Source organism: Streptomyces sp. NPDC029041, from assembly GCF_040637515.1.
Classification (GTDB): domain Bacteria; phylum Actinomycetota; class Actinomycetes; order Streptomycetales; family Streptomycetaceae; genus Streptomyces.
The window spans coordinates 47,618-64,919 of record NZ_JBEZWO010000009.1 but is presented as its reverse complement, the minus strand read 5'-3'; the positions used below and the strand labels follow the sequence as shown (position 1 = coordinate 64,919).

Genomic DNA, 17,302 nt, shown 5'->3' with positions numbered 1-17,302 from the left:
CCGGTCATGGCACGGGACTTCTACGAGGTGCTGGGCGTGTCACGGACCGCGAGCCAGGACGAGGTCCAGCAGGCATATCGCCAACTCGCCCGCAAGTACCACCCCGACGTCAACAAGGACCCGGGGGCGGAGGAACGCTTCAAGGACCTCAACGAGGCGTACAGCGTCCTGTCGGACCCCAAGACCCGGGCCCGTTACGACCGCTTCGGCGAGGACTTCCGGAAGGTCCCCGAGGACTGGGAGGAGCGGGTCGGTGCAGGCGCCGGACCCGGCGGCGGCTTCCGCGCTCGGAGGACCGCTGGCGCGGGCGGCCCTCGTGTCCGGTACAGCGGCTTCGGCGACGACTTCGCAGCGGAGGGCGTCGACATCGATGACCTGCTCGGCTCGCTCTTCGGAGCAGGCGGCGCCCCTGGCGGTGTACCGGGGGCCGACCAGGAGGCCGAGCTGCCGCTCACCGTCGAGGAGGCGTACAGGGGCGGCCGCCGCACCGTCACGCTCGCCGGTCCCACCGGGCAGCCGCGGCGGTACGAGGTCGACGTACCGCCCGGCGTCACCGACGGGCAGCGCATCCGGCTGGCGGGCGAGGGCGGACGGGGCAGTGGTGAGGCCGCCGCGGGGGATCTGTATCTGCGGGTGCGTATCCAACCGCACCCTCGGTTCCGGCTGGACGGCCGGGACGTGTACGTGCAGCTTCCGGTCACCCCCTGGGAGGCGGCGCTGGGCGCGACGGTTCCGGTGCCCACGCCGGGCGGCGGCACGGCCAAGGTCACGGTGCCCGCGGGCTCGTCCAGTGGCCGGCGGCTGCGGCTGCGCGGCGAGGGCATGCCGAACCCACGCGGTGCCGACGGCAACCTCTACGCCGAACTCCGCGTCATGGTGCCGCCCAAGCTCAGCGACCGGGAGCGCGAGCTGTTCGAGGAGCTCGCCGCCACCTCTTCGTACGACCCCAGGAGGACGTGATGAGCGACCGAGCCTCATGGGCGGCCACCGGCGGTCGGACCGCCGGGGCCGACGCGGGCGGGCGTCCCGTACGGACGAGCGCCGGCTCCACGGCCGTGCGGTACGCGCTCGTCCCCGTGCCCAGGCTTTCCCTGGACACCGTGGCCCGCCGCGCCGGCGTCCATCCCGACCTGGTCCGCCGGTTCGTCGCCCTGGGCCTGGTCGACGCCGAGCGCGACGCCGCGGGGCGCCTGGTGTTCGACTCCGCGGCCCCGGCAGTTCTCGCCCGCGTCCAGCGGCTGCGCTCCGGTCTGTGTCTCAACTACGCATCCATCGGTCTGGTGCTCGATCTGCTGGACCGCATCAGCCTGCTCGAAGCCGCACTGCGCCGCGCCGGTACGAGGAGTGACATACCGCCATGGACATGAACCGTCTCACCCAGAAGTCACAGGAAGCCCTCCAGGAGGCGCAGACCGCCGCCGTCCGCATGGGCCAGACCGAGGTCGACGGTGAGCATCTGCTGCTCGCGCTCCTCGACCAGGAGGACGGCCTGATCCCGCGGCTGCTGCAACAGGCGGGCAGGGCGCCCGAGGAGCTCCGTGCGGCTGTGGGTGAGGAGCTTTCCCGCCGGCCCAAGGTGACCGGCCCGGGTGCGGCGCCGGGCCAGGTGTTCGTCACCCAGCGCCTGTCCCGTCTCCTGGACGCGGCCGAGCGGGAGGCCAAACGCCTCAAGGACGAGTACGTGTCCGTGGAACACCTCCTGCTGGCCCTGGCCGAGGAGGGCTCGTCCACCGCCGCCGGACGGCTGCTCAAGGAGCACGGCATCACCCGGGACTCGTTCCTGAGCGCGCTCACCCAGATCCGTGGCAACCAGCGCGTCACCTCGGCCAACCCCGAAGTGGCGTACGAGGCCCTGGAGAAGTACGGCCGCGACCTGGTCGCCGAGGCCAGGAACGGCAAGCTCGACCCGGTCATCGGCCGCGACGCCGAGATCCGCCGCGTCACCCAGATCCTCAGCCGCAAGACCAAGAACAACCCCGTCCTCATCGGCGACCCCGGCGTCGGCAAGACCGCCATCGTCGAGGGCCTCGCCCAGCGCATCGTCCGCGGCGACGTGCCCGAAGGACTGCGCGACAAGACCGTGTTCGCACTCGACATGGGCTCCCTGGTGGCCGGAGCCAAGTACCGGGGCGAGTTCGAGGAACGCCTCAAGGCCGTGCTGTCCGAGGTGAAGGCCGCCCAGGGGCACATCCTGCTCTTCGTCGACGAACTCCACACCGTCGTCGGCGCCGGCGCCGCCGAAGGAGCCATGGACGCGGGCAACATGCTCAAGCCGATGCTCGCCCGCGGCGAACTCCACATGATCGGCGCCACCACCCTCGACGAGTACCGCAAGCACATCGAGAAGGACGCCGCCCTCGAACGCCGCTTCCAGCAGGTCCTGGTCGAAGAGCCGAGCGTGGAGGACACCATCTCCATCCTGCGCGGACTGCGCGAACGCCTGGAAATCTTCCACGGCGTGAAGATCCAGGACACCGCGCTGGTCTCCGCGGCCACCCTCAGCCACCGCTACATCACCGACCGATTCCTGCCCGACAAGGCCATCGACCTCGTCGACGAGGCCTGCGCCCGGCTGCGTACCGAGATCGACTCCATGCCCGCCGAACTCGACGAGATCACCCGCCGCGTCACCCGCCTGGAGATCGAGGAGGCCGCCCTCTCCAAGGAGACAGACCCCGCCAGCAAAACCCGCCTGGAGGAACTGCGCAGGGAACTCGCCGACCTGCGCGGCGAGGCCGACGCCAAACACGCCCAGTGGGAGGCCGAACGGCAGGCGATCCGCCGCGTGCAGGAACTGCGCCAGGAACTGGAGCAGGTCCGCCACGAGGCGGAGGAGGCAGAACGCGCCTACGACCTCAACCGCGCCGCCGAACTCCGCTACGGCCGCCTCCAGGACCTGGAGCGCCGGCTCGCCGCGGAGGAGGAGCAACTGGCCTCGAAGCAAGGGGAGAACCGGCTGCTGCGCGAGGTCGTCACCGAGGAGGAGATCGCCGAGATAGTCGCCGCCTGGACCGGCGTTCCCGTCGCCCGTCTCCAGGAGGGCGAACGCGAGAAGCTGCTGCGCCTGGACGAGATCCTGCGCGAGCGCGTCATCGGCCAGGACGAGGCCGTCCAGCTCGTCGCCGACGCCATCATCCGCGCCCGCTCCGGCATCCGCGACCCCCGCCGCCCCATCGGCTCGTTCATCTTCCTCGGGCCCACCGGCGTAGGGAAGACCGAGCTGGCCAAGACCCTCGCCCGGGCCCTGTTCGACTCCGAGGAGAACATGGTCCGCCTCGACATGAGCGAGTACCAGGAGCGGCACACCGTCAGCCGGCTCATGGGCGCACCGCCCGGATACGTCGGCTACGAGGAGGGCGGGCAGCTCACCGAGGCAGTACGCCGCAAGCCGTACTCGGTTGTGCTGTTCGACGAGATCGAGAAGGCCCACACCGATGTCTTCAACACCCTGCTGCAGATCCTCGACGACGGCCGCATCACCGACGCCCAGGGCCGCACGGTCGACTTCCGCAACACCGTGATCATCATGACGTCCAACATCGGCTCCGAGCACCTCCTCGACGGCGCCACCGCCGAGGGTGAGATCAAACCGGACGCCCGCGCCCTGGTGATGGGCGAGCTGCGCGGGCACTTCCGCCCGGAGTTCCTCAACCGCGTCGACGACATCGTGCTGTTCAAGCCGCTCGGTGAGCGGCAGATCGAGCGGATCGTGGAGCTGCAGTTCGACGAACTGCGACGCCGCCTCGCCGAGCGCCGCATCACCGTTGAACTCACCGAGGCAGCCCGGGAGTTGATCGCCCACCAGGGCTACGACCCGGTGTACGGGGCCCGGCCGCTGCGGCGTTACATCTCCCACGAGGTCGAGACGCTGGTCGGGCGCGCCCTGCTGCGCGGCGACGTACAGGACGGCGCCACGGTCCGTGTCGACGCCCAGGCCGGAGAGCTGGTGGTCACCTACGACCAGGCCGAGGACGTGAAGGGAGCGCAGGCGGCATGAGCACTGTTCAGGCCACGAACGTCACTTGCCCGCACTGCGGGCGCAAGAACCGGGTGCCCGTGTCCGCCGAGGGCCGCCCCAGGTGTGGCAACTGCAAGCAGCCTCTGCCGTGGATGGTGGACGCGGGCGACGACGACTTCGCCGAGGTCGTGGAGCGGGCCGACGTTCCCGTCGTGGTCGACTTGTGGGCCACATGGTGCGGCCCCTGCCGCATGGTGAGCCCCGCACTGGAGAAGGTCGCCGCCGATCTCGCCGGCCGAATCAAACTCGTCAAGGTCGACATCGACCAGAACCCGCGGCTGGCGCAGCGGTTCGAGGTCCAGGCGGTACCGACCCTGTTGGTCCTCGACCGAGGACAGACCGTCGCCCGGCAGGCGGGTGCCGCGCCTGCCCCGGCCCTGCGGAGGTGGGTGGAGCAGTCGATGGCGGGCCGTGAACCGGCCGGAAAGGGTGATCAGCCATGACCGTACGAACCGACCCCCACCTCGCGCTCGTCCGCCCGGTCCGGCCACTGACCCCCGAAGGGTGTCAGGAGTGTCTGCTGCTCGGCTCCCCGTGGGTCCACCTGAGGCTCTGCCTGACCTGCGGCCACGTCGGCTGCTGCGATTCCTCGCCGAACCGGCACGCGCGCCGTCACGCCGCCGACGGCCATCCGATCGCGGCGTCGATGGAGCCCGGCGAGGACTGGCGGTGGTGCTTCGTCCACGAGGCGTTCGTGTGATGTCCGGCGACGAGAGGCGGCCGAGCGCAGCGCAGGTGCCGGACGAGACGGAGGAGAGCGTCCCCTTCGAGACCGCCGACATCTACGGCGCCTACCCCCGCCTGCCGGAGGATCAGATGGACCGCCTGGCGCAGCGTGGCCGGCGGCGCGCGGTCGACGCCGGCGATGTGTTGATCCGGGAGGGGGAGCGGTGCGAGACGTTCTACGTCGTCCTCAGCGGCTCGGTCGCCATCGTCGAGGACTACAGCACGCCCGACGAACGTCTGCTGCGTGTGCACGGCCCCGGCCGCTTCATCGGTGAACTCGGGCTCCTGAACGGGCAGGTGGCCTTCTACACCGCTACGGTCAGGGACCCCGGTGAGGTCCTCGCCCTTTCCATGGATCAGCTGCGTGACCTGGTGACCCGGGACTCCGTCCTTGGCGATCTGGTGCTGCGTGCCTGCCTCGGCCGCCGTGCCCTGCTCGTCGGGCAGGGCGCCGGTTTCCGCATCGTCGGCTCGCGCTATTCGCCCGACACCCGGCGACTGCGTGAGTTCGCCGCCCGCAACCGGCTGCCGTACCGCTGGATCGATCTGGAGACGGACGAAGAGGCCGAGGAGCTGCTGCGCCGCTTCGGCGTAGATCCGGAAGAGACACCGCTCGTCATCTGGCGGGACACCACTCTGTTGCGCAACCCCAGCAACGCGGAACTGGCCCGGCTCATGGGCCTGCCCTCGCTGCCTGCCGGAAACCATCACGGCGATCTCCTGATCGTCGGCTCCGGACCCGCCGGTCTCGCCGCCGCGGTGAACGCCGCCTCGGAGGGCCTCGACACGACCCTGGTCGAGGCGATGGCCAACGGCGGTCAGGCCGGGACGTCGTCCCGCATCGAGAATCTGCTGGGCTTCCCCTCCGGCATCTCCGGCGCCGAACTCACCGACCGCGCCGTGCTCCAGGCCGACAAGTTCGGCGCCCGGATCAGCGTCCCGGCGGAGGCGGCCCGCCTCGAACCGCGGGACGGCCATTACGCCGTCGGGTTCGCCGACGGCAGCGAGATCAGCGCCCGCACCGTCGTCCTGGCCACCGGCGCCCGCTACCGCCGCCTCCACGTGCCCGGCATCGAACGCCTGGAGGGAACGAGCGTCCACTACTCGGCGACCGTCTACGAAGCCCAGCAGTGCCGCACCGACCCGGTGGCCGTCGTCGGCGGCGGCAACTCCGCGGGCCAGGCCGTACTCTTCCTGGCCGGGTACGCACCGCAGGTGTACCTGCTCGTCCGTGGGCCGAGCCTCGAGGCACATATGTCCCGCTACCTGATCGATCAGGTCGAGCGCCACCCGCGGGTGCGGGTGCTGCTGCGCACCGAGACGACCGAGGCACTCGGCGACAAGGTGCTGGAGGCGGTCACCGTGGTCGACCACCGTACGGGCGAGCACCGGCAGCTCGCGGTGCGGGCCCTGTTCGTGTTCACCGGCGCCGAGCCCCACACCGAGTGGCTGTCCAACGCGCTCGCCCTCGACGCGCGCGGCTTCGTGCTCACCGGGGCGGAGGCGCAGGCCTGTTCCGTCCCCGGACTGTGGCAGAGCCAGGGCCGCGACTGCCTGACGTTGGAGACCAGCCTGCCTGGCGTATTCGCCGCCGGCGACGTCCGCAGCGGCTCGGTGAAACGCGTGGCCTCCGCGGTCGGCGAAGGCGCGATGAGCATCCACTTCGTGCACCGCTACCTGGGCCACACGGCCGCGCCCGGCGGCACCGACAGCTCCCCGCACACCCGTCCGAAGGAGTCCGCTTGGCTCGGATGACACCCAGCGGGCGACGAGATCACGAAAGATCACGAAAAGGAGAAGGAGGCGATGGGAATGGCCACGCCCGTCCGGCACCACCGAGGTGCCGCCATGCAGGCCAGGCCGCTTGGCTGGGCACGCAATCCGCTGACGGAGTTCGACCAACTGCTCAGCGAGATGAGCGGACTGATCGAATCCACGGTGGGAGGCGCGGCGACCGCAGTCGCGTGGACACCCCTGGCGGATGTCACGGAGTCCGACGACGCCTTCCACGTCGAGATCGAACTCCCCGGCGTCAAGAGCAAGGACATCGACGTCGAAGCGAACGGCCAGGAACTGGTGGTCACCGGAGAGATCAAGGAGAAGGAACGCAAAGGCGTCCTGCGCCGGAGCACCCGCCGCACCGGAGCCTTCGAGTACCGGCTGCGGCTGCCCGGAGAGGTCGACACAGAAAAGATCAACGCGCAGATGTCGGACGGGGTGCTCACCATCACCGTGCCCAAGGCCGAGGTCGCAAAGCCCCGGCACGTCGAGATCAGCGAGACGAGTGAAGGCACCGGGAGCAGCGGCTGACAGGCGAACGCCGCGGTTCCGGACACCCGTCCGGCACCGCGGCCGGGCCATGAGGCTTGACGCCCGGGGTGACCCATGAACGACGTCCCTTCTCACAACCCCTCACGGCGCCGGAGACGCGGCACGTTGCTCGCCAGCGGCTTCCTTCGGCGACGCAGACGCCAGGCGCGCAGCAGCCGAATTCCGCCCACGGCCGTGCCGATCGCTACAGGACGCACGAGACCGACTCCGCCCCGCACACGTCCGGCAGGCCGCGCAGGGGCGGGACCTACGGATCGCCGACCGCATCGCCCGCCGTCAGGAGCGGGAGCGCACCGGAGCCCGCCGCTACTGCCCGGGCCCCTGACGGGGCAGCACCCCGTACTCGCCTCGGATGGCAGGCATCGCGGGCACGGCAAGCCGTTCGTCCGCCATGGCCGAACAACGCCTCGACGACGAGTCGAACAGATCACCCACGCGCTCCAAGAATCCGGCCCGACGAGCCGCGACCGACTCGAACCGGCCGTGGACGGCCGTTCCTGGGGCCCTCGGACGCTTCCGCCGTGCCCTGCGCGAGTCCGAGCGGGAGTCGAGGGCCAGGAGCCTTGCCGACGGCAGCTACGCGCCGACGGACGGATGCGGCCGACCCGACAGCGCATCGGGCGACCCCCATGACCAGCGGTGACCGCGGCAGAAGGAGGCAACGATGAAATACGACGGATTCCTCGCCCACGTACGCGAGCGAGGCGAATACAAGGACCAGAGCGAAGCCGCGGACGTCACCAATGCCGTGCTGGAAGTCCTGGCCCAACGGATCAGCCCGGGAGAGGTCAAGGACCTCGCATCCCAGCTGCCCGGCCCGCTGCGAGAGGTTCTGGACCATGCCACGCCGCAGAAGGCGCAGAGCTTCGGGATCGAGGAGTTCTACCGCCGGGTCGCCGAGCGCACGGGTGCCCGGCCGCGTACGGCGCAGTGGGACGGGAGCGCGGTCCTGACCACCGTTGCCGACGCTGTCACCGGCGGAGAACTGAATCAGATCATCAGTCAACTCCCCTCCAGTTACGCGGTCCTGTTCGGCAAGGCCGACCTCGCGGACTGAGCCCGTGAGGCGCCCAGAACGAAAGGCCCACGAAAATGGTCGATACAGGTTTCTCCTCGTTCGACACCATGGTGGACAAGGCCAATCGGCTCCTCAGAGACGTCGAGGAGGCTTTCGAGTGGCCCAAAGAACGGCGTAAGCAGTCGTACGCGGCACTGCGGGCCGTGCTGCACCCGCTTCGGGATCATCTCCCGGTCGAGACGGCCGTACAGTTCGGAGCCCAACTGCCGACCCTCGTCAGAGGCGTCTACTACGACGGCTGGAGGCCTGCCGACACGCCCGTGAAGATGAGCAACGAGGAGTTCTTCGCACGGGTCCGGAGCGAATTCCCATCAGACGGCAGGGCGGGCCTACGGCGCCCGGCCGTCTTCCGGCGTCACGTGCGCCTTCCGGCTCTTGCGGTCACGGATCAGGGGGCTGCCACTCGAACATCAAGATCGTGGCGTCGTCGCTGAGTTCGTCGTGCTGATGCTCGAGGATGGCATGGATGAGCAGGCGCAGCACTTCCGGGGCGCTCTGCCCTGCTGCGGTCGACCGGATGATGTAGTCGGTGAAGCGCTCCAGGCCGAACTCTTCGCCCGCCTCGTCGCGCGATTCCACGACGCCGTCTGAGTAGAGCAGTATGCGGTCACCGGGCTCGAGACCGACGTCGTGCACCTGACGGGCGGTCCCGGCGAGACTGGCGGGCAGACCCAAAGGAGGCTCAGGTGGCCGCTCCAATGCCTTGTGGAGCAGGCGGTGGCGACGGATGAGCAACGGAGGCGGGTGGCCGCAGTTGCACCAGCGCAGCACACCGGTGGGCATGTGCAACTGAGTGAAGACACCCGTGCAGAATTGCTCGGGAAGCCACTTCGCCAATGCCTCGTCCATCGTACCCACGAGGTCGTTCAGCTCTGCCCCGCCGCGCCGGGCGTTACGGCAGCCTGCCAGGGCGACGGAGGTGGCAAGTCCGGACGCCAGATCGTGCCCCATGCCGTCGAGGACTGCCGCGTGCAGAACGTCCTCGGTGAACGCATGGTCGAAAGCGTCGCCGCCCAGTTCGTACGCAGGCTCCAGAACCGCCGTCGACACGACCCGCCCAGTGCCGATCGACCGGGGAGGGAGAAAAGCTCTCACCATCTCCGTGGGCAGGTGCATCGACCTGGTGCGCATGCGCTGTGCGATGGTGTCGCTGTGGGTGCGCTTGGATGTGATGATCAGTGCGAGAAGCAGCGCCGCCGTTCGACAGCGCCGTAGCTTGAGCCCGTCCAGGGTGCTCATGTTCAGCTCCACGACGCCCAGCCGGTCCGCTCCGTCCGCCAGGGGTAGCCACACCTTCAGCCCTCCGGAGGGGGTTTCTTCCATTCGGAGGGAGTCGGTGCGGTAGGCCCATCCGGCCGGCGACGTGTCGAGCTCCAGTTGCGGCTCGCCATCGGCAAACGGCACCAGCAGTCTTTGCTGGATGTCGACCAGATAGATAACGGCCTTGCCCAGGCCCATGGCCTCGGAATACCGGTTCAGGACCACGGGCAGTTCCGCAGGTGATGCCAGCTGGGCCGCTCTGACCAGTTCCTCCAGCAGCCGCTCACCGGACCCGACGGACACGTTCCTGTCCATGCCTTCGATGATCCCTTCGAGGACGGGCCGTCACGATCTGAGCTCTCCGACCTTCGAGCTGGAGCACGTCGTTGCGGCAGCCGAAGAAGCAGAACGCGCTGAACCTCTTCGGCCGTGGCCTGCACCGCCTGTTCCGGTCGCCGCTCACAGCAGGAGGTCGAAGACGGCTCGAGCCTCGTCCCAGTGCTGGGTCTGGGGATTTTTCAGGTCGGGGTGGAGGATCTTGAAACTCTGGGCAAGGGCCAGGCTGAGTCCGCCGATGATGTCCGGATAGGCCGCCTCGGTCTCCTCATCGGGCGTACGGTCCAGAGCGGGATGGGTGGCGAGCTGTTCCAGGATCGGCTTGAGTTCTACTTCCTGGTCGATCTTCCGGAAGTGGTGAATGCTCTCCTGCAGGCCTTTCGTGATCGGCAGGTCACCGGTCCGGATGATGTCGCGCCCGTTGGCCTTGGCAGTGGCCTGGGCGACGGTCAGCAGATCGTAGAGCTTGGCGTCGACGAAGTCGCTGTAGCGCTTGAGATCGTTCTTGTCGACGTTCAGCCCTGCGGCCGCGCGAAAGAACCTCTCGAATCTGGCAATGGACATCACGGTCATGACGGCAACCTCCGGCTGTGGGAGCCGGTCGGCTCCCGGCCCCTGGGCTTCCCAGCCAGCCTGGCCGACGGGAGCGCGCGAACGCATGCGTATGTCGGGCCCAATCAGCCTTCCTGTTTTGCCCTGCCAGGCCCATGCGTCCGACTGCCTGGGGCGTTGGATGGGCGTGGGGACCGACGGCAGTGCGCTCGGGAGAGGCCGGTGAGCAGCAGCCCGGGCCGGTCGACACGGCCCTTCCCGCCCACCAGCCGTCCCGACGGCGGGGAGGACGAAGCGCTGTGCCTCGCAGGCGTTGTGGAATCCCCGGGTAGAAGGGCTTTGCGGACTCTGGCTCCCCGGCGGACACCGGAGCGGGGTGGTCGGTGGGGCGGCGTGCGGTGCGTGCCGGGATGATGCCGGAGCGGGTCTTCGCGGTGGCGGACGCGCTCGTGGACCGGTGGTGGCAGCAGGCCGTGTGACCGCCTGCACCTGCAGGCGGGGGCCGGCGTGTCACGCGGTGTCGACGTTACCTCGGCTGCGGCCGTGGGCACTTGGGATCGGCGGGGCAGCCGACGAGGAGGGCCCAGTCATGCAGGTGTTGTCTCAGGGCGTTACAGTCGTGGCTCTCCTGGCGGATCCGGACGCGCCGACGGAGATCGCGCAGCGCATGGCCCGGACACTTTCCGCTCGGCTCGCCGACAAGTCGGGCCAGGGGCGACGGTTCGACGTCGAGGTGGTCAGTGAGCCCTTCACCTCGGGGACGGAAGACCCGCCCACCCTGATGCGCCGGATCATGGACCGTGGGAGTGCGGAGAACTGGGACATCGTCGTGGCCCTCACCGACCTTCCGCTGCACTCACACGGGCGCAAGCTCGCTGTGAATCTGAATCACGAACACGGCTTGGCGCTGCTCTCTCTTCCTTCACTGGGAGGCCTGCGGCTGCAGACGAGGGCCCGGCGGGCCGTCGAAGAAGCCGTGCTCGGCATGGCGGGTCCGCAAACCGATGGGGCTGAAGAAACTCCGCGAAGTCAGCCGCTTCCGGGGCCCTCCGTCAATCGTCTCGCCCCTTCTCATCCGGGCCGAACCGATGAGAAGGAGACCGACGATCTTCGGTACGTCGTCAGCGGGCCGCGCGGTTACCTGCGGGTGCTCGCCGGTATGGTCCGCGCCAACCGGCCGTGGCGGTTGGTGCCGGGCTTGTCGAAAGCCCTGGCGGCCGCGCTCGCCACGGGAGCAGTCGCCACCGTGAACTCCACCGTCTGGACCCTGGCCGCGTCCCTCAGCACGCCGCGCCTCGTGATCGCCACGGTCGGATCTGTCGCGATCATGATCGGCTGGCTGATCATAGACGCGGAGCTGTGGCATCGAGCGACCGAGAGCTCGCCGGAGGCGAGGCAGAGGGCGCGGCTGTACAACGCCTCGACGGTTGTGACCGTGGGTATCGGCGTGCTCGTCTGCTACGTGGGTTTGATGGTCATCAACTGGGTGTGGGCGCTGTTCATCCTCAACGGCCAAGCGTTCGCTGCCGTGACACGAACCCCACTGCACGCTGGGGAGTACTTGACGCTGTCCTGGTTCGTCGCTTCGGTCGCCACCGTGGGCGGCGCACTGGGATCAGGCTTGGAGAGCGACGATGCGATCCGGGCAGCCGCCTACTCCAAGCGCGAACAGGAACGTCGCCGCAAGCTTAAGGACAGCCAGGATGACTAAACTGCGGGTCACGGGACAACGCCTTAGGGCGTGCGCGTGGATGCCCGCCAGGTATTGAAGAGGGGCCATCCCTGGTACTGATCAGGAGCGGCTGGCCGCAGTATCAGTCGGGCCGTACGAGAACAGGGCGCGGTCGTAGGGGTGGGCGGCGTCCGGCTGGTGGAAGAGGACAGCTCGCGCAGGTCGTGCACATTCATGCCGACGCCTTGGCGGGCTGTCTCGGTGAGGCTGTGCAGGCCGGTGTCCGAGGGTTCTGCTCGTTGTTCGATCAGGCAGACGTCGTTGAACTCTTTCTTCAGGATTACCGGAAGGCGGAGGAGCTCTTTCGCCTGATGCGCAACATCGAAGCCGACCGGGCCGCCGCTTTGCGGGAATTCTCCGATCTGCTGATCGCGCACGCACTGGCGGAAGAGGCGAAGGCCTATCCCGCGCTCAAGCGCTATAAGAAGAGCGACGACGAAGAGTTGGAACACGGCGAACAACCTGCGGTGCCCGTCGACAACGTGCGCCGCATCGTCAACTCCTGAACCGCAACCTGTGCCACGCCCCCGGACGGTCGGCGCTGGGAGGGAGGCGGCCGTGACCTTCCGGTTACCGCGCAGTTCCTCTTTTCCTGGGTGCAGGGCGACGGCCGTAGGCTGATCTGGGTCCTCCCAGGCCTCGACCAAGGCGTCCGCCCCCGCGACTCTCCGCCGGTCGGTCAGGGCTGCCGTCCGAGGTGGCCGCTTGACATATTTCAGACTGGTGTGACGCTGGAGAAGAGGCGGTTCCGCCGCCGTTTCGCGTAGAGCCTGGCAGTGCCGCCCATCGGGTCCAGTCATCCACCAGTTCGCGGCGACAGGTGACCTAACCCCTGCTCCGTAGGGGAAATCTCCGGGACGCGAAGTGAGGCGATCGAATGGACCGGGTTCCCGAGGTGGCCGTGGTAGGAGCCGGCATCGTCGGACTCTGCACCGCCTATGCACTGGCCGAACGCGGAACGACGGCGCGGGTCTACGAAAGCGGCGTTCCAGGCAAGGGGCAATCCGGTGGCGAGTCCCGCATATTCCGTCACGCGCACGACGACGCCCGCCTGGTTGATTTCACCCGGCAGGGCCGCGCCGTCTGGGACGAGTGGGCCGACCGGGTGGGCGCCGAACTGATCTCCCGGGATGGAGTGGTCGCCCTGGGCGGTTCCGTTCCTGGGAGACTGCGCATTCTGCAGGATGCCGGCGGCATATCGGTCCGGACCGTGGACAGCGCCGAGCTTCAGGCCAGCATGCCGCTGCTCGCGGACTACCGCGGTCCCGCGATGCTTGATGAGGACGGCGGTGCCATCCGCACCCGTGTCGCGGTCGAGTGCCTGGCCGATGCACTGGGTGACTCTGTGGTCATCGACGAGGTCCTCTCGTTGCATCCCACGGGCCGCGGCACGGTGGAGGTGCTCAGCGCCGTCGGCCGCGAGGAGTACGCAAGCGTCGTGGTCTGCGCGGGCTTGGGCACCGCGCGGCTGGCACGCAACGTGGGGCTTTCGCTCCCCATACGGTCGGCAGCTCACGTCCGCCTCACCTTCCAGGTCAGGGGAGCGCCCCCGGAACGGGTCGCCTGTCTGCAGGACAGCAGCGGCGACTTCGGGGAGGTTGGCGTCTATGCAGCCCCCTACCCGGGCAACAGCCGATATGCGGTGGGCCTCAGCCAAACGGTCGAGGTGCGGGAGGACGGCAGCGTCGTGGCCCCCGAAGCACTGGCGGCACTCAGCGACCGCGGCCGCGCGTACGTCTCCCGCGCATTGCCCCGCCTCGACCCCGAGCCCGTCGAGCACCTGCACTGCTGGGTGACAAGCCTGCCGTGGAGCGAAGACGGCATAGCGGTCTGGGAAGCCGAGAGAATCCTTTTCGCAGCCGGGCACAACCTCTTCAAACAGGCACCTCGACTGGGACGGGCATTGGCCAGCGCGGCCATGGCCGAAAAACTCGAGGAGAACCTGCGTCCGACGGCAGCACTCGGCCAGCCCCGCTGAACGCCCCAACAGTTGGGACCATGTCACTGGACGCCCTGCAGTACGCCCCCGGCCGCGTCGCCGGAATCCAGTCGGGGATACGGCGGTGGTCGGTGGTCGGTGGTCGTCCGGATGGGGAAGATTTTCCTGATCGGTGCACGCGTGCTCGTTTCGCGTCGAGGCCGACGGGGACCCGGGCGGCACGCCGCCGGGGAGCCAATACTCCGCATCGCAAGCCGCCGACGGCGCCGTTGCACCTGATCCGGGTGAACGACCCGCAGAGGCATGCCGGAGCCGCGGACCGCGTCCCAACCCCCGCGTTCAACGCCCGAGAGTGAGGCCTTTCGCGCCGTCTCCATCACCGCAGTGGTGCGGTCATGCCGCGACACCAAGGGAAGTCATCATGAAAGCAGCGGTATATGAAGGACCGCGAACGGTCACGGTGAAGGACGTGCCGGACGCGAAGATCGAGCACCCCTGCGACATCATCGTCAAGATCACCACTACCAACATCTGCGGTTCGGACCTGCACATGTACGAGGGGCGCACCTCGTTCGAGTCCGGCCGCACGCTGGGACACGAGAACATGGGCCAGGTCGTGGAGGTCGGCTCGGCCGTGCGCAAGGTCCAGGTCGGCGAGTACGTGGTCCTGCCCTTCAACATCGCCTGCGGCTTCTGCAAGCAGTGCGAGCGGGGTCTGACCAACTACTGCCTGACCATGCAGCCGGAACCGGACCTCGCCGGAGCCGCCTACGGATTCGCCGACATGGGCCCCTACCAGGGCGGCCAGGCGGAGCTGTTGCGTGTGCCCTACGGGGACTTCAACGCGCTGCGCCTGGGTGAGGACGCCGCCGAGCGGCAGACCGATTATGTGATGCTCGCCGACATCTTTCCCACCGGCTACCACGCCACCGAGATGGCCGACGTCAAACCGGGCGACCAGACGATCGTCTTCGGGGCCGGTCCCGTCGGGCTGATGGCGGCCTACTCCGCCGTGCTCAAGGGCGCGGGCCGCGTCTGGGTGGCCGACCACCAGCCCGATCGGCTGCGCAAGGCGGAGGAAATCGGGGCCATCGCGATCAACACCGCCGAGCAGAACCCGGCGGAGGTCGTCAAAGAGGCCACCCTGGGTCTGGGCGCCGACAACGGCTGCGAGTGCGTCGGCTATCAGGCGCACGACCCCGAGGGACACGAGGACGCCAGCCTCACGCTCAACGGCCTGATCGACTCGTCAGGTTCACCGGCGACATCGGAGTGGTGGGTGTGTTCCTGCCCCAGGACCCCGGCGGCGAAGAAGCCCAGGGGGAGATGGAGGCCCAGGGCAAGGTGCCGATCGACTTCGGCATGATGTGGTTCAAGGGCCAGCACATGGGCACCGGGCAGGCGCCGGTGAAGAGGTACAACCGGGCTCTGCGGGATCTGATCGCCGGTGAGAAGGCGAAGCCGAGCTTCGTCGTCTCCCACGAGCTCAGCCTGGACGAGGCCCCCACCGCCTACGAGCACTTCGACGCCCGTGACGAGGGCTGGACCAAGGTGGTCCTGCATCCCAACGGACACGGCAACGGCCACAAGCGATAGGAACCCAGGGACCGCCGCCCGTCTGCCTCCCCGGACCAGTCCGGGTGACGGGTGGCAGTCACCCTGATTCCGGCAGGGGCTGAACCAGCGGCGATCACCGGAGTTCGGCCCGGTAGGACGGACCGCGGCCCCCGCATGCTCGCCAAGCCGGAGGCGAAGACCCCGCCGGACATACGGTGCGAGGCAGACCCTGGAACTGGTGAGGCCGCATGCTTATGTGCCGCGAATGCATCGATGCCCAGTTCTTGGGCCCAGTGGGAGGCTTCCTCGCCCGGCGGCCGGACTTCGACCAGGCCGCCGCGACCCGGCAGCGCGTTCCGACCGGGCTCACACCGTGAGGTGGCTGCGGACCTTCCGAGAGGTCGCGCGCTCCTGGCTCACGATCGAGGAGACGCGGCTGGAGCCCCTGCTCGCGCTGCGCACGGCCGCTGGGGTGGGTTCTGGCGGAGCTCTACCGACGGGATGGCGGATGGAAGATCCGCGCGTCCTCTGCAACGAGACCGGAATCGGGTGGGTGACGGCCGGCAAGCTCCTCGCCCGGAAGCGGCCGCTGCTGCTGCCCGTCTACGATCAGGTCGTTCGCTGCATTCTTGGTCGGCCGGTCGTTCTGGCTCGACCTGCATGGTGCGCTGAGTGCCGACAATCACGCGCTGCACCGCCAACTGTCGTCCCTTCGGCAGTCCGCCGACCTCCCGCGACCGTCAGTGCGTTGCGGGTGTGCGACGTGGTGCTCTGGATGCGTCACCGTACGGACCATCAACAGAAAAGCTGCATCGGGGTCTGAAGTCCGTCGGCCACACACAAGGGAGCCCTCTGCCCGGAGAGCAGATGCCTCCGCGCTCCCGGCGAGACACCCTGTGACCTGCGGTGTACCAAAGTGCCAACCATCAGGGGTTGTGCGCGGGCAATCAGCACCGGGTGCTCAGGGATTGGCCACTCTTGCTCTGCCGCTGCCCACGTCCGCTGCGCGAGGCTCTGCCTGCGGGCTCTCGCCCGCTTCCGCCGCGCGCGCATGCGTGACGGCCTCCGCAGCGCGTCTCGCGCGTGCCGCCGGAGGCCGTCATGGCTGGTTGTTCAGTAGCCGACGGTGAAGCGTCGGTTGAGGTGGCCGGGGTCTTCGATCTCGTCGACGAGGGCCGCGGCGTAGTCCTCGTAGGAGATGCGGGCCTGGCCGTCGTCGCCGACGACGGGGTGGTCGAGGCCGGTGCGGTAGCCACCGGTGCGCGTGCCGGGGGCGAAGTGGACCGGGGGCGGGGACAGGTAGGTCCAGGTCACGTCCTCGCCGAGGGCGAGGTAGGCGTCGAGTGCGCGGATCTGGCCGATGGCGTAGGGCTTGAACTCCTCGGGGAAGCCGGGGGCGTCGAAGAAGCGCGCGCCCTCGCCGTTGAGGAGGCTCGCGCCGCCGCCCATGTGGATGATGCGTGGGCCGGCCGGGCCCAGGGCGCGGACGGCCGACGCGGCGGCGGAGACGGCGTTCGTGTAGAGGGCGGCGTCCGGGCCGCCGACGGTCAGCACGATCGCATCGGCGTCCTTGGCGAGGGCGGCGACGGAGTCGGGATCGGTGACGTCGCCCGCAGCCGCCTGCACGCCGTCGGGGAGGGCGGACAGCGCGTCGAGGTCGCGGGCGACGGCCGTGACCTCGTGGCCGCGGGCGGCGGCCTCGGCGACGACGCGGGAGCCGGCCTTTCCGGCGGCGCCGAAGACGGTGATCCTGCTCATGTTGGAGGTCCGTTT

15 protein-coding genes and 2 pseudogenes are annotated in these 17,302 nt (G+C 69.0%); 14 read left to right on the top strand and 3 right to left on the bottom strand.

Going from position 1 to position 17,302, the window contains the following annotated elements; genetic code table 11:
- Positions 1 to 6 precede the first annotated feature (6 nt).
- From AB0F04_RS24120 to AB0F04_RS24080, 9 genes are all read left to right on the top strand, one after another.
- On the top strand, positions 7 to 960 hold the full coding sequence (locus AB0F04_RS24120; protein ID WP_362044396.1) for a J domain-containing protein: 954 nt from the start codon (positions 7 to 9) through the stop codon (positions 958 to 960).
- On the top strand, positions 960 to 1,367 hold the full coding sequence (locus AB0F04_RS24115; protein WP_362044394.1) for a chaperone modulator CbpM: 408 nt from the start codon (positions 960 to 962) through the stop codon (positions 1,365 to 1,367). Before AB0F04_RS24120 ends, AB0F04_RS24115 begins: the two co-directional genes overlap by 1 nt.
- Positions 1,358 to 3,997, top strand: a complete 2,640-nt coding sequence (clpB, locus tag AB0F04_RS24110; protein ID WP_362044392.1) for an ATP-dependent chaperone ClpB — start codon at positions 1,358 to 1,360, stop codon at positions 3,995 to 3,997. The genes AB0F04_RS24115 and clpB overlap by 10 nt, the downstream gene beginning before the upstream one ends.
- Positions 3,994 to 4,461 carry a thioredoxin gene (gene trxA / locus AB0F04_RS24105; RefSeq protein ID WP_362044390.1) on the top strand — a complete coding sequence of 156 codons (468 nt, stop codon included), beginning with the start codon at positions 3,994 to 3,996 and terminating at the stop codon, positions 4,459 to 4,461. Before clpB ends, trxA begins: the two co-directional genes overlap by 4 nt.
- Positions 4,458 to 4,718: a UBP-type zinc finger domain-containing protein gene (locus AB0F04_RS24100; RefSeq protein ID WP_362044388.1), complete on the top strand. Its 261-nt coding sequence runs from the start codon at positions 4,458 to 4,460 to the stop codon at positions 4,716 to 4,718. The genes trxA and AB0F04_RS24100 overlap by 4 nt, the downstream gene beginning before the upstream one ends.
- Positions 4,718 to 6,499: an FAD-dependent oxidoreductase gene (locus AB0F04_RS24095; RefSeq protein ID WP_362044386.1), complete on the top strand. Its 1,782-nt coding sequence runs from the start codon at positions 4,718 to 4,720 to the stop codon at positions 6,497 to 6,499. Before AB0F04_RS24100 ends, AB0F04_RS24095 begins: the two co-directional genes overlap by 1 nt.
- Positions 6,500 to 6,550: 51 nt before the next feature.
- On the top strand, positions 6,551 to 7,054 hold the full coding sequence (locus tag AB0F04_RS24090) for an Hsp20/alpha crystallin family protein (RefSeq protein ID WP_202510575.1): 504 nt from the start codon (positions 6,551 to 6,553) through the stop codon (positions 7,052 to 7,054).
- 685 nt (positions 7,055 to 7,739) lie between these two features.
- Positions 7,740 to 8,132: a DUF2267 domain-containing protein gene (locus tag AB0F04_RS24085; protein ID WP_362044384.1), complete on the top strand. Its 393-nt coding sequence runs from the start codon at positions 7,740 to 7,742 to the stop codon at positions 8,130 to 8,132.
- 35 nt (positions 8,133 to 8,167) lie between these two features.
- Complete coding sequence (locus AB0F04_RS24080; RefSeq protein ID WP_362044382.1) at positions 8,168 to 8,587, top strand: DUF2267 domain-containing protein; 420 nt, start codon at positions 8,168 to 8,170, stop codon at positions 8,585 to 8,587.
- Here AB0F04_RS24080 and AB0F04_RS24075 read toward each other — a convergent pair.
- Both AB0F04_RS24075 and AB0F04_RS24070 read right to left on the bottom strand, forming a co-directional pair.
- Positions 8,535 to 9,728 carry a PP2C family protein-serine/threonine phosphatase gene (locus AB0F04_RS24075; protein ID WP_362044380.1) on the bottom strand — a complete coding sequence of 398 codons (1,194 nt, stop codon included), beginning with the start codon at positions 9,726 to 9,728 and terminating at the stop codon, positions 8,535 to 8,537. The genes AB0F04_RS24080 and AB0F04_RS24075 overlap by 53 nt on opposite strands.
- A gap of 144 nt (positions 9,729 to 9,872) precedes the next feature.
- On the bottom strand, positions 9,873 to 10,322 hold the full coding sequence (locus tag AB0F04_RS24070) for a DUF1931 family protein (protein WP_362044378.1): 450 nt from the start codon (positions 10,320 to 10,322) through the stop codon (positions 9,873 to 9,875).
- Between the two features lie 598 nt (positions 10,323 to 10,920).
- On the opposite strand from AB0F04_RS24070, the gene AB0F04_RS24065 reads away from it, so the two are divergent.
- The 5 genes and pseudogenes from AB0F04_RS24065 to AB0F04_RS24045 all read left to right on the top strand — a co-directional run bounded on the left by AB0F04_RS24065 (position 10,921) and on the right by AB0F04_RS24045 (position 16,352).
- The gene (locus AB0F04_RS24065; RefSeq protein WP_362044376.1) at positions 10,921 to 12,012 is read left to right on the top strand and encodes a hypothetical protein; all 1,092 of its coding nucleotides are present in this window, start codon (positions 10,921 to 10,923) and stop codon (positions 12,010 to 12,012) included.
- 260 nt (positions 12,013 to 12,272) lie between these two features.
- Positions 12,273 to 12,491, top strand: a pseudogene (locus AB0F04_RS24060) (hemerythrin domain-containing protein); the annotation flags it as partial.
- A gap of 419 nt (positions 12,492 to 12,910) precedes the next feature.
- Positions 12,911 to 14,011: an FAD-dependent oxidoreductase gene (locus AB0F04_RS24055; protein ID WP_362044374.1), complete on the top strand. Its 1,101-nt coding sequence runs from the start codon at positions 12,911 to 12,913 to the stop codon at positions 14,009 to 14,011.
- A gap of 382 nt (positions 14,012 to 14,393) precedes the next feature.
- Positions 14,394 to 15,568: pseudogene (locus tag AB0F04_RS24050) on the top strand (glutathione-independent formaldehyde dehydrogenase).
- A gap of 226 nt (positions 15,569 to 15,794) precedes the next feature.
- Positions 15,795 to 16,352, top strand: coding sequence for a DUF6308 family protein (locus AB0F04_RS24045; protein WP_362044905.1), 558 nt, complete (start codon positions 15,795 to 15,797; stop codon positions 16,350 to 16,352).
- A 290-nt stretch (positions 16,353 to 16,642) separates the two neighbouring features.
- On the opposite strand, the gene AB0F04_RS24040 is transcribed toward AB0F04_RS24045, so the two are convergent.
- Complete coding sequence (locus tag AB0F04_RS24040) at positions 16,643 to 17,287, bottom strand: NAD(P)H-binding protein (protein WP_362044372.1); 645 nt, start codon at positions 17,285 to 17,287, stop codon at positions 16,643 to 16,645.
- Between the last annotated feature and the right edge of the window lie 15 nt (positions 17,288 to 17,302).

What these genes read in the sequence shown, in the direction of transcription:
- AB0F04_RS24045 (WP_362044905.1), top strand. Translation starts at nt 15,795, where the DNA reads ATGCATCGATGCCCAGTTCTTGGGCCCAGTGGGAGGCTTCCTCGCCCG.
- AB0F04_RS24100 (WP_362044388.1), top strand. Translation starts at nt 4,458, where the DNA reads ATGACCGTACGAACCGACCCCCACCTCGCGCTCGTCCGCCCGGTCCGG.
- AB0F04_RS24075 (WP_362044380.1), bottom strand. Translation starts at nt 9,728, where the DNA reads ATGGACAGGAACGTGTCCGTCGGGTCCGGTGAGCGGCTGCTGGAGGAA.
- AB0F04_RS24115 (WP_362044394.1), top strand. Translation starts at nt 960, where the DNA reads ATGAGCGACCGAGCCTCATGGGCGGCCACCGGCGGTCGGACCGCCGGG.
- AB0F04_RS24090 (WP_202510575.1), top strand. Translation starts at nt 6,551, where the DNA reads ATGGGAATGGCCACGCCCGTCCGGCACCACCGAGGTGCCGCCATGCAG.
- AB0F04_RS24095 (WP_362044386.1), top strand. Translation starts at nt 4,718, where the DNA reads ATGTCCGGCGACGAGAGGCGGCCGAGCGCAGCGCAGGTGCCGGACGAG.
- AB0F04_RS24040 (WP_362044372.1), bottom strand. Translation starts at nt 17,287, where the DNA reads ATGAGCAGGATCACCGTCTTCGGCGCCGCCGGAAAGGCCGGCTCCCGC.
- AB0F04_RS24085 (WP_362044384.1), top strand. Translation starts at nt 7,740, where the DNA reads ATGAAATACGACGGATTCCTCGCCCACGTACGCGAGCGAGGCGAATAC.
- clpB (WP_362044392.1), top strand. Translation starts at nt 1,358, where the DNA reads ATGGACATGAACCGTCTCACCCAGAAGTCACAGGAAGCCCTCCAGGAG.
- trxA (WP_362044390.1), top strand. Translation starts at nt 3,994, where the DNA reads ATGAGCACTGTTCAGGCCACGAACGTCACTTGCCCGCACTGCGGGCGC.
- AB0F04_RS24070 (WP_362044378.1), bottom strand. Translation starts at nt 10,322, where the DNA reads ATGACCGTGATGTCCATTGCCAGATTCGAGAGGTTCTTTCGCGCGGCC.
- AB0F04_RS24120 (WP_362044396.1), top strand. Translation starts at nt 7, where the DNA reads ATGGCACGGGACTTCTACGAGGTGCTGGGCGTGTCACGGACCGCGAGC.
- AB0F04_RS24055 (WP_362044374.1), top strand. Translation starts at nt 12,911, where the DNA reads ATGGACCGGGTTCCCGAGGTGGCCGTGGTAGGAGCCGGCATCGTCGGA.
- AB0F04_RS24080 (WP_362044382.1), top strand. Translation starts at nt 8,168, where the DNA reads ATGGTCGATACAGGTTTCTCCTCGTTCGACACCATGGTGGACAAGGCC.